The organism is Leptospirales bacterium (genome assembly GCA_019694655.1).
Taxonomy (GTDB): Bacteria; Spirochaetota; Leptospiria; order Leptospirales; family Leptonemataceae; genus SSF53.
Map to the genome: position 1 here is coordinate 419,129 of JAIBBN010000002.1, position 19,629 is coordinate 438,757.

Below are 19,629 nucleotides of genomic sequence, written 5' to 3' on the forward strand. Positions count from 1 at the left end.
ATCAGCCGTCGCGATGACGTCGCCCGAGGGCCTTGTCTTTGTGACGACGGATCTGCTTTGCCAGCTTGTCCTCGGCAAGGTCAATGGCGGCATACATGTCGCTATTTGCCTCGGAGGCTACGAACTTTTCGCCATCCGCATCGATTACAAATTCGACGATCTGATTGATGCGCTCAACCTTAAAGTGAACCACAGCGGAGAATAGCTTTTCAAAGTGCGCTGAAAGCTTTTCAATCTTCTTGCGGGTATATTCTTTGAGGGCGTCCGTAGGCTCCATGCCCTGGAAGTGGAATTGAATGTCCATGGCAGCATGGGCCCCGGCAGGCGTCGCTGTGTCAATTGTTTCGATCGCCACGCGCCGATTCCGGCCGGGCGTTTAGCTGATTGACCTTTTTCCTGCGATCTGCGGCCGGAATTCGCAACAGTTTTCGGTATTTGGCCACGGTTCTCCGGGCGATCTCAACGCCCTCCCGGCGCACCAATTCGACGATTTGCTGGTCGGATAGAGGTTCGGCAATATCCTCCTGATCGACCAGCTGCTTGATTCGATCCTGGATGCTGCGGGAAGAATGAGCGGCATCTCCCGTAGAGCTGCGCAACGAACTGGAAAAGAAATACTTCAATTCAAATACGCCCCAACGCGTCTGAGCATACTTATTTGTAGTGATTCGGGAGACCGTCGATTCATGCAACTCAACCTTTTCGGCAACCATCCGCAAGGTTAGAGGCTTCAATGCCGATGGTCCGTGCCGGAAGAATTCATCCTGAAATTCAGTGATCGATCGAGTTACTCTATACAGCGTCGCTCGACGTTGACGAACGCTCTTGATCAACCACTGTGCAGAGGCAAGACGCGCCTGCAGATACTCGCGGTCGGCGGCATTGCCGCCGCCGCGCAGCATGCTCTTGTATTCCTCATTGACCCGCAGACCGGGAAGCCAGTCGTCATTAACAATAACTTCAATAGCGCCGTCGATCTCGGCAATGACTACATCTGGAATGATGTACTCCGGCGGACGCTGAGCATACAATGTGCCTGGATAGGGCTCCAGCGTACGGATAAAGGATAGCGCTGCTTCAATGCGCTCCCTGTCCAGACCGCTGATACGTTCGATGCGTTTGTAGTCGAGCTTCTCCAACTCCTCAAAGTGACTTTCCAGGAGCAGTAGCGCATCGCCTTCCTCTGGCTTGAGCAATCGCGCCTGGACATACAGCGATTCCTGGATATTACGAGCGCCGCAGCCAATGGGATCGAGCTGGTAAATTGCTTGCAGTGCAGCCTCGGCATCGGCTGCGGAAATTCCGGAACCTGTCAGCAATTCTTCGGGCGGTTCTACGAGAAAGCCGCGATCGTCAATCGCCGAAATAAGAACTTCGCCGGCGCGCATTTGCGCTTCGTTGATTTCTGAAAGTCGAAGCTGCCAGAGCAGGTGATCGGAAAGCGATTCTCCCGATCGAACGGAGTTTTGCAGGAACTGATTCTTTCGTTCCGATCGCTCTGCAGCGGCAGCGCGGTCTTCGGCAAATTCACGCGAATGGCTCTGCCAGTTGTCCTCTCCCTCAAACTCGTGGCGCGTTTCGACCGCGTTTGCAGCCTGCTCGATTGCCTCGGGCGCCTGATCCGTCTCGCTGCTGGGAGCGGCCTCGCTCTCCGGCGCTTCCTCAAGTAACGGATTTTCCAGCAGTTCCTTCTGGATTCGATCCTGGAGTTCAAGATTGGAAAGCGGCAAGAGCTCAATGGACTGGCGCAGATCCTGTGTAATGATCAGGCGCTGTGTTTGCTTCTGGACTAAATGTTGACTCAGCGCCATGAATCACGCCTGAATCGGTTTAGAGTTTGAAGTCCTCGCCCAGATACTTTGAGCGAATCTCCGGATCGGCCACCAATTCCGCGGGCCGACCGGCGCGAAGGATCCGGCCGCCATACATGATGTAGGAGCGGTCCGTAATTCGGAGCGTCTCCCGAACATTATGGTCCGTTATCAAAATACCCAGGCCCCGTTCGCGCAGCTGTACGACCAGCTGCTGGATATCCTTCACGGCAATAGGGTCTACGCCGGCAAATGGCTCGTCCAGCAGAATAAAGTCCGGCTCTACGGCAAGGGCGCGGGCGATCTCGCAGCGCCGACGCTCTCCGCCCGAGAGCGTAAATCCTTTTTGATTTACCACATGGGAAAGGTGGAGTTCTTCCAGCAGGGCGTCCCGGCGCGAAGCGATTTCTGCTCGATCGCGAAACCGCATTTCAAGCACGGCTTCGATATTTTCGGCAACGCTCAGCTTCCGGAAGACGGAGTCCTCTTGCGCCAAATATCCAATTCCAGCCCGGGCGCGCTTGTACATTGGCAGCGCAGTGACATCGTCCCGATCGATGCGCACAGTCCCCTCATCCGGTGCGACCAGTCCTACGGCCATGTAGAATGATGTAGTCTTGCCTGCGCCGTTCGGTCCAAGCAAACCTACAATTTCTCGCTGCTGAATGGAAAAACTTACGCCGTCCACGACCCGGCGACGCCCGTAGGTTTTGGAAAGGCCTTCGCAACTCAAGGTTCGCCCGGACGGCTCGTTATGGGCTACTGTGCGTGCTGCAGCTTTTCGTACGTTTCTGGTCATTGCGCGCCGCCGCCCAGATATCCCCGAATCCGGTTGTAGAGCAAGATGCGATTTGTCTCTGGATAAAAAAGAATCTTTTCGGAGTGAATCCTGCTGACGCCGCTGCGGATCGAAGGATCCCCCTCAAGAATAATGACGCCCTGTTCTTCGAAGTAATTTGCCAGCTCTCCAGTCGCCCGGTATTCCTCGCGCTGTATTTCCACGCTTCCGTAAGCAGTAGTTCGATGTTCAGCAAAACTACGTTCAATGGCGGCCCCGCGCAAGGCGGCCTGAACCTCGGCGGAGCCCGGGCGCAAGAAACCGATCTCTGGCGATCCTTCCAGCCGCAGTCTCTGGAGCTGGCGGTCGTATTCCATAACTCCCGCTCTCACCGAAATATTTTCGTTTCGATCCAGCATCTCGACGCCCCGATCCGTATGAACCAACGCCAGATCACGGCCATAGGCGCTCACCGCAGGGGTAGCAATGCGCATTCCGGCGCGAGTGATCAACACCTGGCCCTCGGCGATTGTGCGCACCCCCGCGCCAGCCGCCGGGGCGTAGCGGATGGAGTCCGCGCTGAGGGCCGTTGGGCCGACCTCGGCCGCCACTGCCGAGCGCTGCAATTCGCCGCCGCTGCGCAGGAATTCGTCGACTGTTTGATCGTCGGCAGCCACGATTGCCGGCGCCGTATCGGGACGATCCGACGAAAGAAAGATTGCCCGACCGTCAAGACCTGCCTCGCGGCTGGCAGTGTTATAGGTCAATTGGTCGCCGGTTAAAAATTGGGTGCGCCCAAAGATCATCGGGGCGTTGGCCATCGTCAAAATTCGCGTTGCATCTTCGTAGACAGCGCGATCGCCGACGATCGTCCATTGATCCTGATGGATGCGTACGTCGCCATCCAGACTGGTAGTCCGTCCGGCAAGATCTCGTTTCATTGCTGTGCAGGTCAACAAAGCGGGCTGCTGGCCGGCCGGCGACGATAGCAGCTGTGGATTTCCGATCAACTGTACGATCTGCTCTGATCGTGAATACACCGCTTGCGCTGCGCGCAAACGTGCGCCGCTATCACGGTCGATTACCGTCACCCCGCCTTCCAGCCGGCCGGATTCGCCGCCTTCGATTACCATGCGCGCTGCGCTGATTTCGATCCTGTTATGGCGTATCTGTGCGCCGCCCTGAATGGTAATGCGCACAACTTCCGCTCCGTCCCGTTCAATGATTTCGCGCAGCAGTTCGGCGCCGCTGAAAATCGTGGTCAGGGGCCGCCCGCGACGGTCGCGGCGCTCGTCGCGCAATCCGTCCTGCAATGCGCCTGCCTCCTGCTCGGAAGTTTTCTCCGCCTGTTCGACTACCACGTTTTCCAGAGCGGCGGGCGGCTGCTCTGGATCGGCCGCCGGCTGCGTTTGCTGCGGAATCGCAACGCATAACAAAAGCTGCCCGGCGCAGACTGCGGATAGCGCAGCGCAGCCAGCGCGTCGCAGTGCAATCTCCGGCGCCCGAAGAAACGGCCGACGACTTTTCATTCGAACAAATCCAGCGGATTGGAGTTTTCGCCAGCGTGATTGGAAGCGTCGCTTGATTGGGCGGCCACCACTGGGGCGCGGCACAACTGCCGATTGTTCTGATTGTCGATCTCTGCGCCGCGCTGGCAGAGCGTCACATTGCCGCGCTCTATGATTTTAAGAGGCTGCTCGGATTGCAGAATCTGCGTCTCCCGATCGTATTCTAGAGATTCGGCTTCGACCTGTCGACCGCTGGCGCTCCAGAAACGCACTGCTCCGCTCACCTTGACGATTGCGGCGTTGTAGTCGATTTCACCCCGTTCCGCGATCAGGCGATCCATGACCTTGCCCTGATCGTCGTACTGTACAAAACGAAACTCATAGGCGATGACGCGATTGTCTTCTTCGCCGCGATCAAAGATGAAGGCCTCGCCGGCATCGACGCGCCACTCAGTCCGACCATCCGCTCTGATTGATTCGCGAACGAAGTCCTTGATTCGGATCGTAGCGCCGGGCTCGCGAACCTGCTCCTCGATCACTCGGTCGCCAGCAGGACAGCCAATAGCAAAACCGAAACTGAGAAAGAGTATTGCTGTCACTGCGACGAAGCCGCGCATCAATCCGCTCATACCGCGCAGTCAACTGCGACCTGGCTCCGTCGGAGCAAGCAGCTCTTCCTTGGCCAGGCGGTCCAGCTTGTACAGTCCGCGCAGTAAATCTGGCGCCTGGTCAAGGTAGTATTGATTGCTTGAATCGGACCAGGCGCGCGGCGGATCAGGGTGCACTTCCATAAAGATTCCCTCGACGCCAACGGCGACGGCCGCCCGCAGCAAAGTCGCAGCAAAGTGCCTGGCGCCGCCCGATTGTTTGCCGCCGCCTGGCAGTTGCGTAGAATGCGTGCCATCCATGATGACCGGAATGTTCATGGAATGAAGGATCTCCGGAGAGCGCGGATCAAAGACCAGATTGTTATAGCCGAAGGTCGCGCCACGCTCTGTCAGCAGATACTTCTGACTGCCGGCGTTGATGATCTTGTTGGCTATCTCGCCGCAGTCGGCGGGCGCCATAAACTGACCTTTCTTTACATTTACCCAGCGGCCGCTCTCGGCACAGGTCGTCAGCAAATCGGTCTGTCGACATAGAAACGCGGGAATCTGCAAAATATCGACTGCCTGCGCCACAGCCGCCACCTGGGCGCTCTCATGGACATCGGTCAGTACCGGCACGCCGAATTCGTTGCGAATGGCTTCCAGATCGCGCAATCCTTCTTGCATGCCGGGTCCACGGGGGCTCTCGGCTGAGGACCGATTGGCTTTGTCGAAGCTGCTCTTGAAGATGTAGAGAATGCCCAGCTCGTCCGCCAGGTTCTTCATCTTCTCGCAAACGCGCCGCAGTAGATCGCGACTTTCGATTACGCAAGGACCAGCGATCAAAAAAAATGGCTGCCGACCGCCAATGCGACGTCCCTGCAGAAATTCTCTTTCCTCAATTAACGCCATTCAGAGCTCTCTTCCCAGAAAAGGATCGGACCGGGGGACAGGCAATCCGTATTCGTTGCTTCAAGAACGCGCCAGTTTCGCCGCCGCGGCAATGAAGCCGGCAAACAGGGGGTGCGCCGCAATGGGTTTGGACTGAAATTCCGGGTGGAATTGACAGCCCAGAAACCACGGATGACTTTTCAATTCCGTTATTTCTACAAGTTGCTGGTCGGGGCTCATCCCGCTGAATCTCAAACCCTGGGCCTCCATGGCGCTTTTGTAACGCAGGGTAAATTCAAATCGATGGCGATGACGCTCGCGAATGCGGCTCTTGCGGTACTCACGGTGAGCCAGGGTCTCTTCCTCGATCACGCAAGGATACCCTCCGAGGCGCATCGTTCCACCCTTCTGCGTCAGCCCTTGCTGTTCTTCCAACAATGAGATTACCGGATGCGCAGTAGATGGATCGAATTCCGTCGAATTTGCGCCCTCCAGTCCGAGGACATTGCGAGCAAACTCAATGATCATACACTGCATGCCCAGACAAATCCCGAAAAACGGAAGCTTTTTCAGGCGGGCATGCTGAATCGCCAGCAGCTTGCCTTCAATACCGCGCGAGCCAAAGCCGCCCGGGACCAGGATTCCGTGTACTCCATCAAACTGAGAACGGACGCCCTCCTCCTCCAGCGCTTCCGGATCTATGCGTGCAAATTCAACCTGGACCTGATTGGCGATGCCGCCATGCATCAAGGCCTCGTAGACCGAGCGGTAGGCATCTTGTAGAGCAATGTATTTTCCAACAACTGCGATACGAACAGTTTTTCGTGGATTTTCAATGACCTCGAGAATTTGACTCCAGCGCTTGAAGTTGAGTCGCCCGGCGTCCATGGAAAAATGCTTCAGTACAACCAGATCAAGATTCTCCTGCCGGTACATGTCCGGAATTTCATAGATACTGCTCTCGATGTCGCGAGCCGAGATGATATTGGTTTCCGCCACATTGCAAAAAAGCGAAAGCTTTTCCTTCATATCCTTGGATAACGGGCGATTTACCCGGCAAACCAGCACATCCGGCTGAATGCCAAAGGTTTGTAGTTCCTTAACACTGTGCTGGGTAGGCTTCGTTTTGGCCTCTCCGGCTACAGTAATCGTTGGCACCAGCGTAAGATGCACGAAGCAAACGCCCTCGCGTCCGCGCTCCCGTCGCATTTGACGAATGGCTTCCAGGAAAGGGATACCTTCGATATCGCCCACCGTACCGCCAATCTCGACGATGACGAAGTCCATTTCCTCTTCGCGGTTGAGTTGCGTCATTCGGTTCTTAATTTCATTGGTAATGTGCGGAATGACCTGCACGGTGCGACCCAGGTAATCTCCGCGACGTTCGCGCTGGATCACCGAATGGTAAATCTGGCCAGTACTGACCGAGTTCTGACGCGTCAATTTGGTGTTGGCGGTGAAGCGCTCGTAGTAGCCCAGGTCGAGGTCCGTTTCCGCGCCGTCGTCAGTCACATAGACTTCGCCGTGCTGAAAGGGACTCATTGTGCCCGGATCCACATTGATGTAAGGATCCATCTTCTGCAAGCTTACTCGATAGCCGCGATTTTCAAGCAGGCAACCAAGGGCAGCGACAGTGACGCCTTTGCCGAGAGAAGAACATACTCCGCCTGTAACAAAGATGTATCGTGTAGTGATGGTTTTCTCGCTCATGGCCAATCCGCTGGGCGAGAAACCGGGGCCGGGAGGCCAGAAGATGCAGCTTCGCCCGGGACAGATTTAGAAGTTGCGGCTGGCTTTGAAGCCTTTTTGTCGGGTGCGATTCGAAATTGGACGCCCGCCGGAAGAGCTTCAGCCAAGCGAGCGGATGCGATCGACCAGCGCCGTCGTGGAGTAGCCGGTTACGAAGGGCAGTATCTCAATGCGTCCGCCGCCGCTCTCGACCACGGCCGCCTCCGGCAGCTGCTCCGGCTGGTAATCTCCGCCCTTGCAGTGGATATCCGGGCGCAGGGTTCGAATGTTCCGCTCTGGAGTCGCTTCGCCAAAGAAGCAGACACAGTCCACACAGGCCAGAGCGGCCAGAACCAGCGCGCGGTCTTCGGCGCGATTCAAGGGCCTCCCCTCGCCCTTCAGCCCGCGCACCGAGGCGTCATTGTTTAGCGACACTACCAGAAGATCGCCCAGATCGCGGGCCCGCGCCAGATAGCTCACGTGACCGCTGTGCAAGATATCGAAGCAGCCGTTGGTATGTACTATGATCCGTCCAGTGCGCAGCTCCGCCAGTCGCCTGGCCAATTCATTGACCTCGGCGAAAATTTTCGCCTCCAGGGAATTGGCAAAAGCGGACAAGTTCGCTACCCCGCTGCAGCAGCGGCGCCCAGTTGCGCTGTGCTGACGGTTGCGGCGCCCAGCTGCGCCACCACGATACCCGCAGCCAGATTGGAGAGTCGCACCGCCTCCTCGGGGGCAGCGCCCGCCGCCATGGCAAGCGTAAAAACAGAGATCACCGTATCGCCGGCGCCGGTAACATCAAACACTGAGCGCGCCTGCGTCGGGAAATGGCGCGCCGTGGCGCCCTGCGGACCAAAGAGTGTCATGCCTTTTTCGCCGCGCGTGATAATCAGCATCTTGCATTGCAGGCGCTCCATGATTTCCCAGCCGCCGGCAACCACGGCCTCGTCCTCCACGAGACTGCGCTTCAAGTAGCGACCGGCTTCATGATGATTTGGCGTCAACACGCCAACCTGCTGGTAGGAATCGAAATGCGTGACCTGCGGGTCGACAGAAATAAAGCAACCTCGCCGATTGCCGCACTCCACCGCATACTGAATGATATCCGGGGTTACGACGCCTTTGTCGTAGTCCGAGATAATCATCGCCTGTACCTGCGCCGCCGCCCGTTCAATAAAGTCCATCAGTTCGCGCCGGGCATGGGCCGAGACCGGGGTCAGACTTTCGCGATCCAGGCGACAAATTTGCTGCTGACCGGCAAGGATGCGCGTCTTTCGCGTGGTCGGCCGATCGATCGCCTCGACCAGGCCTCCGTCCTCGGCAGACAGACCCTGATCGCTCAACAATCTGCGCAGCGATTGCCCCGCTTCATCATTCCCGACAATTCCGCATACCAGAGTGCGGGCGCCCAGGGCGCGCAAGTTGCGCACCACATTGCCAGCGCCGCCCGGAACCAGACGCACGCTCTGCTCCAGCACTACTGGAACAGGGGCCTCCGGTGAGATGCGCTCCACGCTGCCATGCACATATTCATCAAGCATGAAGTCGCCAAGTACCAGCACGCTTTGATTGGAAAATCGTTCGAGAATTTGCTGCACTACTGAGCGCTCGCCTTCAGATTCTGCGGATTGACAATGATAACTACGCCACAACGACGCAACGCTGTACGTCCGCTTTCGTGGCCGAGGATTCGCTCGACATCTTCAGAGTCGAGATATATATCGCTGCGCCCTGGTCCAAGAATTCCTCCGGCAAAGGTATAGAAAGGACGCTGGCCCACACGCCGATCTTCTCGCGCCCGATCCACGGAAGAATGATAGGCGGCCAATCCGCGACGTACGGCGCAGGCGCGGCTGACAACCTCCGGCCCATAGATCAATCGTCCGCGGTCGGTAAAGATGCGCGGCTCCAGGGATGGTTGAAAATCCGGCTCCTCGCTGAGATCGACAATCAGACCGCTGATCGGGTCGAGCGCATCCACCGGGCCGGCCTGTGGAATTGCTTCGCTGGCGTAGCTGGACCGAGCGAGAACGGAATACAGTCCCTGGGCGCCAAGGAAAGGCAATGTAAGCGTGACTGTGACCTGACCCTCGCCCGTATTTCGCGAGGCGACTCGAAAGCGATCGCCCAGATTGCCAAGACGCTCGCGCAATTCTCGGTCCTCATGCATCCGTTCGCCAAGGGTCCGGCGACCATCGAGTCGCAACGCGGAAAGAGCGCCCATCAATCGCAATGCCGCCTTTTCACGCGCTTCGGAGCGCGCTATCGCGCGTGCGTCAGTCAAAGAGGACGCGCTCCGTTCGCCGGGCGCCCCATTGGCGCTGATGTGCGGCAGTTCCACGGTGGCGCGGGCGTAGACCGCGCCATTGCTCCAATCCACGCGAGAATCCGGACCGCTTTGCACCAGACGACGCGGATCGGATTCCGGCCAGACGCCCGAGGCCGGCTGGGCCTGGAGCGCACAGGCGATGAAGATGCAGCAACAGGATAGACGACGAAGGCTCACTGCTATACTATCGGAATTCCGGCGGGAAAGCACCTGCTGGAAGCTCAGCCAAACAATTGCTTCCAGGCGCTCTGGAACTCGGCCAGGCTATGGACCGGGCGTGCGGGCGGCAGGCTCTCCAGCAGCCGGGCCCCGTAGGCGCGTTGACGGAGGCGCGGATCGAGGATGGCTACTGCGCCGCGATCCTCAATTCGACGCAGCAATCGCCCGAAGCCCTGTTTCAGGCTGAGCGCCGCCTGCGGGATTTGCAATTCATGGAAAGGATCTACGCCTTCTTCGCGCAGGCGCTCCATTCTGGCCTGAAGCAGCGGCTCGTCGGGCGGCCGGAATGGAATGCGCATCAGCACCACCAGACGCAGTTGATCGCCGGGAATATCGACGCCTTGCCAGAACGTCGCCAGGCCCAGCAGCACGCCGTTAGCCGTCTCACGAAACCGGGCCAGACTGCGCGCGGCGCCAAGCTCGGTTTGCAGCAGAAGTTCGCGCTCCGGATCCAACTGCCGCAAAAGACGGGCGCCCTGCTCCAGTGCGCGGATCGACGTATACAACAGGAAGGCGCCGCCGCCTGTCGTCTGCAGCAGCGCATCGCAGATCTTCGCACTGGCCTCCCCGAATTGCTGATCGTCTTGCGGATCGGGCATTCGCTGCGGCAGATAGATTAAACAGCGATTGGGAAAATCAAAGGGCGAATCCAGGATCAATTCTCCGCCCGCTCTGCCGCCGCGTTGAATGAGCGCCTCCAGCCCAGATTCACGCCGAAAAAATCGAAACGGATCGGCGCCGCTGGCCGCCAGGGTCGCCGAACAAAACACCACGCTGCATTTATCGAGCAGCCGCTCGGCCAGGATTTCGCCGGACTCCAGAGGCGCCAGGTACATTGTGATGTCGCTACGGTCAGAGTTTATCTCCATCCAGAATGCTTCGTTCTTTCTTGGTCCTCCGCCCAGGGCACCTAACAGTCGCTCGTAGACTGCCAGTCTGTCGATTTCGGTCTGAATTTCCAAACGCTTCAATTGACGGGCGCCCCGTTCTTCGGCCGGCAATCCTAGCTCCAGTTCCTGCTCGCGCTCCGTAGATTCCAGCTGGAAGGACAAATCTTTGCGCAGCGCTGCCAATTGTTCGATCAGAGCTACAAGGGAAGGCCATGAAAACGATTGCCTGGGCCGCAGGCGGGTGGCGCCAGCTCCGGCCATTTCCGATTGCAGTTCACGCAGCAGTGCGTCGAGCGCCTGCAGGGCAACGCCGGCCGAAGGCCCCCGGCGCAACAATGCATCGTGCATATCTTTGTATCCCGCTTCGGCGGTAAAGGATCGAACAATCGTCTCCGGCAACCGGTGCGCCTCATCCACTACCAGCGCATCAAACTCCGGCAGCAATTGACCGCCCACTGCAAGATGTGCGGAAAGCAAACTGTGATTTACAATCAGAAGCCTGGCCTGCCGCCAACGCTCGCGAGCCACAAAGTAAAAAGATTCCGAATAGTTTGGACAGCGCGAGGCCAGACAATCGTCAGGATTTCGAACGATCTGACGCCAGCTGCGCGCAGCGACGTTGCCATGGTACTCCTCCCGAATACCGCTGGCGCTTGCCGAAGCCCAGGCGTTCAAGTCGGCAAGATCGATTCCGGGATCGGCGGCCAGACTCCCATCACGCAGGGCCAGGTCCAGCTTTCGCTTGCAAACATAGTTCGCGGCGCCCAGGCAAATCTCGGCGCGCAGGCCTCGCCCCAGCAACGATTCCACCGCTGGCAGTTCATTTTTTAGAATTTGGCTCTGCAGTGAGCGCGTATCAGTAGAGACTACAACGCGCACGTCCTCTCTGGCTGAGAACTGAAGCAGCGGCAGCAGATAGGCCAGGGTCTTACCCGAACCGGTTCCAGCTTCAACGAAAAGATGCCCGCCGCGACGTAACGTATCTTGAACTGCCCGCGCCATCTCCCATTGGGCGCGGCGCGGAACAAAATCAGGCCAAAGATCCGAAAGCTGACCGCCGGCTTCGGACAGGGCCCGCAGCGGATCTTCCGCAAGACGTTCGTTGCCGGCGTCAGGCTGGTAAATGGCAGACAGGATGCGCCCTCCGCTGCAGTCCCACTGGCAGGATCGGGCTGCGCGCTGGAGGCCAGGCTATGGAAGGGCCAGGACGCCGCAAGAGAAGAAACAGGCGCCGCTACCGTGCGCTGCGGGAAAGAATATTCTCTCGGCGCCCCGGCTGTCGCGGCCGCCCGCCGTCATTGGAAGCTTTTTGAGCAGCGAAGGGCGCCCCTGGCTATAGATCTGCGCGATCGCTTTGTAGCGAAGAGAGTTCGCCTTCGATATCCTTGAGCATGGCGCGAGCCCGCGCAAACTCAGGATCGATCTTTAGTGCCAGATTCAGGAAGCGTCGGCTTCGCTCCGGACGATTCCAGCGGCGGTAAACAATTGCGAGATTGTACAGCGTCAGGTGACGTCGAGTGCACTCCGGACAACGCAAGGCGCGGAGAAACCATTTTACGCTCTCCCGCGCTCGACCGGCTTTTAACAGCAACGCGCCACAATCATTGAAGTGATCGCCATTCTCTGAATTCAGTCGAATGGCGTTGCGAAAGCAACGAAATGCAGAGTGTTCTTGCTTCAGCACGGAGCCGTAGAGCCAACCGAGGGACGCGTAGGCGCCGCCAGTGGCATCGATCTCAATGGATTTGAGCAAGAAGAATTCGGCGGCATCATAGTTGCCGGCCTGGGCCTCGCTAACGCCTTCCTGGTAAAAGGCCCGCGCTTCCGGGATCATAGTTCCTCCGCGTCCCGCCGCCGAGCCGCGGCCGCGGACAGATTAAATTTCGGAGGGTTTTGCCAGCGGGGTGTAAACTTTTCCTTCCAGGCCTAGCGCTTCCGCCACCCGGGCTACAATTCGCTCGGCGGACAGCCCGTAGTCGGCCATGATCTCTTCGCGCCCGCCATGCTCGATGGCGGTTTCGGGGAAGGCAAAGGTATGCAGGCGTTTAGCAGACAGAACCGGCCCGATCTGATCGCAGACGTAGGATGCAGCGCTGGAATAGATATACGAATCCTCCAGCAGGATAAAATGATCGCAAGCCCGGATCTCCGTCTGCAGCGCTTCAACGTCCAGCGGTCGAATCCAGCGCAATCCAACACAGCGCGAAAGCAGCCCGTAACGATTGCGCAATTCTCTTTCGACGACCTGGGCCATATCCCACAATACGCCCACCGCTACGATGGCCAGATCGCGCCCGTTTCCGAAAATCTCCGGTCGCAGCGAACGAACATCAGGCAAAGTTTCCAGACTGGCCAGGGAGCAGCTGGCCTTGGGAAAGCGCACTGCAATTGGACCTTCTTCATAGCTTTCCATGAAATGAAGGATTGCTTTGAGTTCTCCGCCTGTCGCTGGCGCGTAGACGCGAACGTTCGGCGTCGAAAGTAAAACGCCAAGATCGTAGAGTCCCTGGTGTGTTTCGCCGTCGGGACCGACACAGCCGCCGCGATCAACGATCATGCGCACCGGAAAGTTCATCAGGCCTACGTCCTGAATTAGCTGATCGTAAGCGCGATTCAAGAAGGTAGAGTAAATGCAAAGGTATGGTATGACTCCGCCGGACGCCAGACCGCCGGCAAAGCTCATGCTATGCTGTTCGGCGATGCCTACATCGTAAACGCGCTCCGGCATTGCGTCATACAAAGGACGCAATCCTGACCCTTCGATCATTGCCGGCGTAATAGCGACCACTCGTTCATTCTGGCGAGCCAGTTCAAGCAGAGTCGCGCCAACAATTTTACTAAAGTCGATCTGGTCGCTGGCCGCTTTGCTGGCGAAATCGCCATTCTCGCGGTTGAAAGTAGTTACGCTGTGGTAGCGAATCGGATTGGTCTCTGCCGGCTCATATCCTTTGCCCTTCTGGGTATAGACATGAAGTAACACCGGGCCTTTCAGTTCCAGACTCTTGCGCAGAGTACGAACCAGATCGCGCACATCGTGGCCGTCCACCGGTCCGACATAGCGAACGCCCAGGTCGGCAAAAAATCCGCCGGGCGTCATCAGATCTTTGAACGACTTCTCAAATTTGCGCGACATTGTTCGCAGCGCAGGCCCAATCACCGGCAGCCAGACCAGAAAGGCGTACCACACGCGTTTCCAGAAATTGTAGGCAGGCGACATGATCAATCGATTGAAATACTGATTGAGTGCACCCACGTTGTGGGAAATGGACATGTCATTGTCATTCAGGATGATCAAGCAATCAGCGCCCGCATGACCGCCATGATTCAGCGCTTCGAAGGCCATGCCGGATGCAATTGATGCATCGCCGATCACGCAGGCGCACTTATGCTTCAGACCGCGCACATCGCGAGCGATCGCCTCGCCAAGAACTTGTGATATAGAGGTTCCGGCGTGCCCGGTATCGTAGAGATCGTAGGGCGATTCGCTGCGCTTTGGGAAGCCGGAAAGGCCGCCCTTGCGCCGGACGCTTTTGAGGCGCTCGCGCCGTCCAGTCAGGATCTTGTGCGGATAAATCTGGTGACCGACATCCCAGATCAATTTGTCTTCCGGCGTCTGCAATACGTAGTGGAGAGCGACGGTGAGTTCTACGACTCCCAGATTTGAAGCAAAGTGACCGCCGACCAGGGAAAGCGTATCGATAATATACTCGCGTAGTTCCTGGCAGACCTGCGGCAACTGCGCTTCCTTGAGCTGCCGCAAGGCAGATGGGTCGTCAATGCTTCGCAGTAGCGCGTAGTCGCTCATCCCAAACTCAGTTTGCTGCAAACTTCAAGATAGATAGATCAAGCGCTGGCCCCGACTGCAGTGCGAACGTCAATCAGCCGATCCAGGTCGCTTTCATCTTTCAAACCCATCAGTTCATAGATTCGAACCGGCTCATGCTTTCCTTTCACCCGGACTACGTCCAACTCGCGGGCAAACACGCGGTCTTTGACATGAGCGTAGGTAAATTCAGAGATACAGATCTTGACGCCGTAGGTTTTGGTAATGCCCTCAAGACGCGACCCGAGATTGATCGTATCGCCCATGGCCGTGTAGTCCATCCGACGGCTGGAACCCATGTTGCCAACGACGGCAAAGCCGGTATTGATGCCAATACCAATGTCGATAGAGAAGTTTCCTCGCTCCTTCCAGACCTGCTGCAGCTCTTTCAGTCGCCGCGATTGTGCCAGCGCTGCCACACAGGCAAAGTATGCGTGCTCATCATTGTGCACGGGGGCGCCCCAGAAGGCCATGATTGCGTCGCCCATGTATTTGTCGATGGTTCCGCGGTAGTGAATGATTAGCTCCGTCATCTCGGAGAGGTATTCGTTCAGCAACTGAACCAGATCTTCCGGCCCCAGAGCTTCAGAAATGGTCGTAAAGCCGCGCACGTCAGAGAAGAATACGCTGATCTCCTTCTTTGATCCGCCGAGAGCGATCGCTTCCGGATTGGCGAGAAGCTCGTTTACCACATCCTGAGACACAAATTTGGAGAAAGTATTTCTAATGTACTTAACGTTCTCCTCTTCGGCAAAGATTCGAAAGCCGATGAAGGCCACGAGTATTACAATCTGCTCAACAAGAACGGTCGGCAGGGTGTGAATGTAGCTATATACGCCAAAGGTTAAGAGCACCGTCAGCGCCAGATACAACGCCATAATTCCGATGGAGATCAAGAAGCTCAATCCGGTGGAGACCCTCGGCTGGAACCAGGCGGCCAACAAGGCAACAGCGACCAGAATCAGCAAATTGACCCAGGGCGGCGCCTGCAGGGCAAAGTCCTGGTTGAGGATCGTATTGATGGCGTAGGCCTGGTGTTCAATCCCAGCCATATTGCCGTAGGGAGAAAGGTGAATGTCCTTCGCCGTATCAACTCCGGTCGCATAGTACATTGCCACCAGAACGATCTTATCTTTCATCGTACTGGCGATATCGGCCACGCTCTTGTCACGAGCAATGTTGAACACATTATTGTAGCGGAAACAGTAGAGGCCTCCGCGAAAGTTGATGTTCATGAAGCCGTCTTGATCGATAGGAATGCGCAGACTTCGATCAGGCGTTGGAAAGCGCATGATATCGCGATTCACGACTTCCAGTCGGACGTTATCAACTTCCTGAAAAGTACGCTCGGGAATATTCTTTATAAGAACATATCCTTTGAGAAAGTCAATTTCAACATCCTTAACAGGGTCGACGCCGAAGTAGGTGAGCGCAGCGGAGAGCGCAACAGAAGGATAGTAACGGTCATCGACCGATGGATCATAGGCTTCCGGGGATGCGTTTAGCTTTTCGAGATTGGGCACCCTCAACACCAGGGGCACCCGTCGGTTGATCTTCGTATCCTCGTCTGGAAACACATTGGCATAACCCATCGTGTCCATCTGTTCGCCGAGCACGGCAATGGGCGGCACCGGCAGCTGCGCTTGAATGCGAGCGATGTCGCCATTGTGCACATTCCGAATTGCAGACTTCTGATCCAGAATTCGCAGCCGCTCGGAGTAGTTCTGCAATTGTCCAAACTGCTCGGTGGTCGATTCGATCGGGTAGTCGGCAATGACCTTATTGGGCGAATTGTGCATCGCCTCGGCAAACAGTTCATCTTGCCGGCGAACCACAACACCTGGACGCGGGCTGCAAACCATCAGACTCTCGCAGGCGCCGGCGCCGAAGACGCCCTTGGCATCAAGAAAGTTAATGTCAAATACCAGGATGTTGTTCTCCGCTTTAGCCATGCGGTTGGTAATGTCGGCGTAAAGCTGCCAGTCCAGCGGCCAGCCGCCGTTGCGTTCAATATCCTGGGTGGTTACGCCAATGATTCGAATGTCTTCGCGCACCCCCGGCGGAGTCGGAAACTCTTCAAGCACAACCGAATAGGGACGATTTTCGGCTAGAGCTTGCTGCTCTTCCTGCTTCAAGGCCGCTTCATATCTCGCAATTAGCTCCTGTGTCGGGCAGTAGGGAAGTCCATTCGGCCCGTCTTCCCCCTGGTAGTTGCGGGTATACTGGTAGAGTAATGCAACAGAAGACTCCTCGAGGTAGCGAAAGACGCCAGCGCGCGCCAGCCCAAGAGCCAGGGCCACAGCGATAATCGAGTTCATTACGATTGCGCCGACTTTGGTTCGATCGAGGCCAATTCGGGTCAGCGATCGAAAAACCAGAATCGCCAGAACCAGAAAGGACTGCGCCGAGTGGTAGAGCACAAAGGTGAACAGATCTGGGCCAAAACGAACGTTGGAGGATTCAAAGTAGGGCAGTCCGTAGAAGCGCGTTTCCAGGAAAGGAAAGAGCGGATCAATTCGGTGAAAAAAAGAGTCGTTGGGAGAGCCGTAGGCTGCTGCAAAGAGCGCCACAGCAAGGCCCGCTCCGCCGATCTTGAGCCAGTCGGAGCGCTGCAGTACTTTTGCCGCCTTCGAATCGCCGGCGGCGCTGTTCTCGCGAGTCAGGAATAGAATGATATAGATCACGCCAGGCAGCAGCGTGAAGTAGAGCTCGCGCATCAGCCAGGCCAGGATCTTTGCTGGCGCCTCCCACTGAAATGCAATCCAGTTTAGCGCGAAAGCAACAGGGATCAGGACCAGTGCAAACGCGCCGGCCGCAAGCACAAGCCTCCGTAGAAGCAGTCCAAAGTCCAGGCGATCCTCGCCGGTCCCGGACCCCCGGCCGATGCGCATGACGAAGGCGAAAATCCCGCGAAAAAAAGACAACAACGCGCGCATGGGAGGGACGCTCATCCCCTCCCCTGGCCTTACAACTCTTTTTCCCCGGCGGCCAAGGCCGGACGTCGAGAGGCGGCCTTGAAGGCTGCAGTGACGCGCGCCAGCTCTGCCTCAGCCCGCTCCGCGCTCTCGGCTATGATTCGATGATTCAGACTGCCGACGATGATTCCATCCAGCACTCCTGCCAGCTCGGCGGCCTGCTCCGGACTGCTGAAACCAAAACCGGCAAGCACAGGCAATCCGGATAGCCTGCGCACCAATGCGACTCGTTCTTGCAATTCCGGCGGCAGCGCCTGGCGAACGCCGGTTACTCCCAAACTTGTGACGTAGTAGATAAAGCCTCGCGAGGCGGCGCAAATTGCTCGCAAACGATCATCGCTGCTGTTGGGCGCGGCCATCAAGATTGAATCGATACCATAGCCAGCCCCAAGCTTACGCAGCAGACCGCCCTCCGGGGAATCGAAGGGCAAATCTGGCGTGACCAGAGCACGCACGCCGCATTGCGCCGCCCGACCTAAGAAAAGGTCCAGCGAATCTGCGATGGGTTGGTCCGGGCCAGTTCGCAGGCCGCGCAAGACGGGATTAGCATAGCTCAGGATGACCAGCGGCGTTTTTGGGCGCAACTTGTGAATGGACTCGATTGTATCGAAAGTAGCGGAGAGATTGAAGCCCGGTTGCGCCATGGCGCGGACCATCGCTGCCTGGATGACCGGACCGTCGGCCGTAGGGTCAGAAAAAGGGAGCCCCAGTTCCATCAAGTCAGCGCCGGCGTCAATCATCGCCGCCGCATAGCGAATGGTCGCCTCCCGACTGGGATCGCCAACGGTAAGGTAGGGCATGTATACAGGCCCATCGGCCAGGCGAGATGATATGTATTCCTTAAGATCCTGGCTCATGCTCTGCTCCGGTCGAAATCAGCGCACGGCCAGAAAGTCGGGCGACCTCAACAACATCCTTGTCGCCTCGTCCAGAAAGGCAAATCAAGATCCGGCCGCCGCGTCCGATGCGGCCAGCGAGCTCCCGCGCATAGGCCAGGCTGTGCGAGGTTTCAAGGGCCGGAAGGATTCCTTCCAGGCGCGCCGTTTCACGAAAAGCTGCCAGCGCAGCCTCATCTGAAACGCGTACGTATCTGGCGCGTCCGCTACGCGCCAGGCTGGCATGTTCCGGGCCGACGCCCGGATAATCCAGGCCCGCCGAGACGCTATGCACATTTTCGATCTGTCCGTCATTGCTCTGGATGAAGAGCGATCGCGTTCCGTGGAAATATCCGACTTCGCCAAAAGTTATGCTGGCCGAGTTTTCACCGACGCTATCTCCGCGGCCCCCGGCCTCTACGCCATACAATTCGACGCTGGCGTCATCGAGAAAAGCCGCAAAGGCGCCAATCGCGTTGGAGCCTCCGCCGACACAGGCAACCACGGCATCTGGCAAAGCTCCGCAACGCTGCTGCAGCTGTGCGCGCGCTTCCTGGCTGATTACGCTTTGCAACTCGCGCACAATCGTTGGAAATGGATGAGGACCAATTGCAGATCCGATGATATAGTGCGTGCTGCCAACGTTTTGCGCCCAGTCGCGCATCGCTTCGTTCGTAGCATCTTTCAACGTTGCACTTCCGCAGCGGACGGGAAACACTTCCGTTCCAAGTAGCTCCATGCGATAGCAATTCAAGGCCTGACGGCGCACATCCTCCGCGCCCATATAGACGCGACACTCCATGCCAAAGCGCGCAGCCATCGTTGCCGTCGCAACGCCATGCTGGCCGGCGCCGGTTTCAGCAATCAGTCGTCTTTTGCCCATCGCCCGCGCCAGAAGGGCCTGGCCCAATGCATTTGTAATCTTGTGCGAGCCGGTATGATTCAGGTCCTCGCGCTTCAGGTAAATCTCAGCGCCGCCCCAGGCCTCCGTCAGCCGGGGCGCATATGTCAATTGCGAAGGTCGTCCCGCATATTCACACAGCAACGATTCCAGCTCCTTACAAAACTGCGGATCGGCGCGCAGTCGATTGTAGGTCGCCTCCAGCTCCTCCAGCGCCGGAATCAGAACCTCGGGGCTGTAGCGCCCGCCAAATTCTCCAAAATAGCCGGGTAAATCGCTGCGCTTCGACTCCGCCTGGCCTTTGGTCAGCGTTT

The 19,629-nt window shown here is 57.5% G+C and carries 16 protein-coding genes; all 16 read right to left on the reverse strand.

Annotation, left to right across the window (positions count from 1 at the left end; genetic code table 11):
* Position 1: 1 nt before the first annotated feature.
* Positions 2-355 carry a ribosome-associated translation inhibitor RaiA gene (raiA, locus tag K1X75_05155; protein MBX7057432.1) on the reverse strand — a complete coding sequence of 118 codons (354 nt, stop codon included), beginning with the start codon at positions 353-355 and terminating at the stop codon, positions 2-4.
* A complete protein-coding gene (gene rpoN, locus K1X75_05160) occupies positions 336-1,811 on the reverse strand; it encodes an RNA polymerase factor sigma-54 (GenBank protein MBX7057433.1) in 1,476 nt (491 codons plus the stop codon). Before rpoN ends, raiA begins: the two co-directional genes overlap by 20 nt.
* Positions 1,812-1,830: 19 nt before the next feature.
* Entirely contained in the window at positions 1,831-2,610 is a 780-nt protein-coding gene (gene lptB, locus K1X75_05165) for an LPS export ABC transporter ATP-binding protein (protein MBX7057434.1), read from the reverse strand.
* Complete coding sequence (locus tag K1X75_05170) at positions 2,607-4,118, reverse strand: hypothetical protein (protein MBX7057435.1); 1,512 nt, start codon at positions 4,116-4,118, stop codon at positions 2,607-2,609. The genes lptB and K1X75_05170 overlap by 4 nt, the downstream gene beginning before the upstream one ends.
* On the reverse strand, positions 4,115-4,726 hold the full coding sequence (lptC, locus tag K1X75_05175; GenBank protein MBX7057436.1) for an LPS export ABC transporter periplasmic protein LptC: 612 nt from the start codon (positions 4,724-4,726) through the stop codon (positions 4,115-4,117). Before lptC ends, K1X75_05170 begins: the two co-directional genes overlap by 4 nt.
* A gap of 9 nt (positions 4,727-4,735) precedes the next feature.
* Positions 4,736-5,596: a 3-deoxy-8-phosphooctulonate synthase gene (gene kdsA / locus K1X75_05180; GenBank protein ID MBX7057437.1), complete on the reverse strand. Its 861-nt coding sequence runs from the start codon at positions 5,594-5,596 to the stop codon at positions 4,736-4,738.
* Between the two features lie 60 nt (positions 5,597-5,656).
* The gene (locus K1X75_05185; GenBank protein MBX7057438.1) at positions 5,657-7,285 is read right to left on the reverse strand and encodes a CTP synthase; all 1,629 of its coding nucleotides are present in this window, start codon (positions 7,283-7,285) and stop codon (positions 5,657-5,659) included.
* A 138-nt stretch (positions 7,286-7,423) separates the two neighbouring features.
* A complete protein-coding gene (gene rfaE2, locus K1X75_05190) occupies positions 7,424-7,900 on the reverse strand; it encodes a D-glycero-beta-D-manno-heptose 1-phosphate adenylyltransferase (protein ID MBX7057439.1) in 477 nt (158 codons plus the stop codon).
* A gap of 26 nt (positions 7,901-7,926) precedes the next feature.
* The gene (gene rfaE1 / locus K1X75_05195; protein MBX7057440.1) at positions 7,927-8,901 is read right to left on the reverse strand and encodes a D-glycero-beta-D-manno-heptose-7-phosphate kinase; all 975 of its coding nucleotides are present in this window, start codon (positions 8,899-8,901) and stop codon (positions 7,927-7,929) included.
* Entirely contained in the window at positions 8,901-9,809 is a 909-nt protein-coding gene (locus K1X75_05200) for a hypothetical protein (GenBank protein ID MBX7057441.1), read from the reverse strand. Before K1X75_05200 ends, rfaE1 begins: the two co-directional genes overlap by 1 nt.
* Before the next feature lie 44 nt (positions 9,810-9,853).
* The gene (locus K1X75_05205) at positions 9,854-11,743 is read right to left on the reverse strand and encodes an ATP-dependent DNA helicase (protein MBX7057442.1); all 1,890 of its coding nucleotides are present in this window, start codon (positions 11,741-11,743) and stop codon (positions 9,854-9,856) included.
* A gap of 331 nt (positions 11,744-12,074) precedes the next feature.
* Positions 12,075-12,575 carry a hypothetical protein gene (locus K1X75_05210; GenBank protein ID MBX7057443.1) on the reverse strand — a complete coding sequence of 167 codons (501 nt, stop codon included), beginning with the start codon at positions 12,573-12,575 and terminating at the stop codon, positions 12,075-12,077.
* 42 nt (positions 12,576-12,617) lie between these two features.
* Positions 12,618-14,546 (reverse strand): 1-deoxy-D-xylulose-5-phosphate synthase, encoded by a 1,929-nt coding sequence (dxs, locus tag K1X75_05215; protein MBX7057444.1) that lies wholly within the window; start codon positions 14,544-14,546, stop codon positions 12,618-12,620.
* Positions 14,547-14,584: 38 nt separating this feature from the next.
* The gene (locus tag K1X75_05220) at positions 14,585-17,455 is read right to left on the reverse strand and encodes an adenylate/guanylate cyclase domain-containing protein (protein ID MBX7057445.1); all 2,871 of its coding nucleotides are present in this window, start codon (positions 17,453-17,455) and stop codon (positions 14,585-14,587) included.
* Positions 17,456-17,529: 74 nt separating this feature from the next.
* Positions 17,530-18,396: a tryptophan synthase subunit alpha gene (gene trpA / locus K1X75_05225; GenBank protein ID MBX7057446.1), complete on the reverse strand. Its 867-nt coding sequence runs from the start codon at positions 18,394-18,396 to the stop codon at positions 17,530-17,532.
* Positions 18,380-19,624 (reverse strand): tryptophan synthase subunit beta, encoded by a 1,245-nt coding sequence (gene trpB / locus K1X75_05230; protein MBX7057447.1) that lies wholly within the window; start codon positions 19,622-19,624, stop codon positions 18,380-18,382. Before trpB ends, trpA begins: the two co-directional genes overlap by 17 nt.
* Positions 19,625-19,629 lie beyond the last annotated feature (5 nt).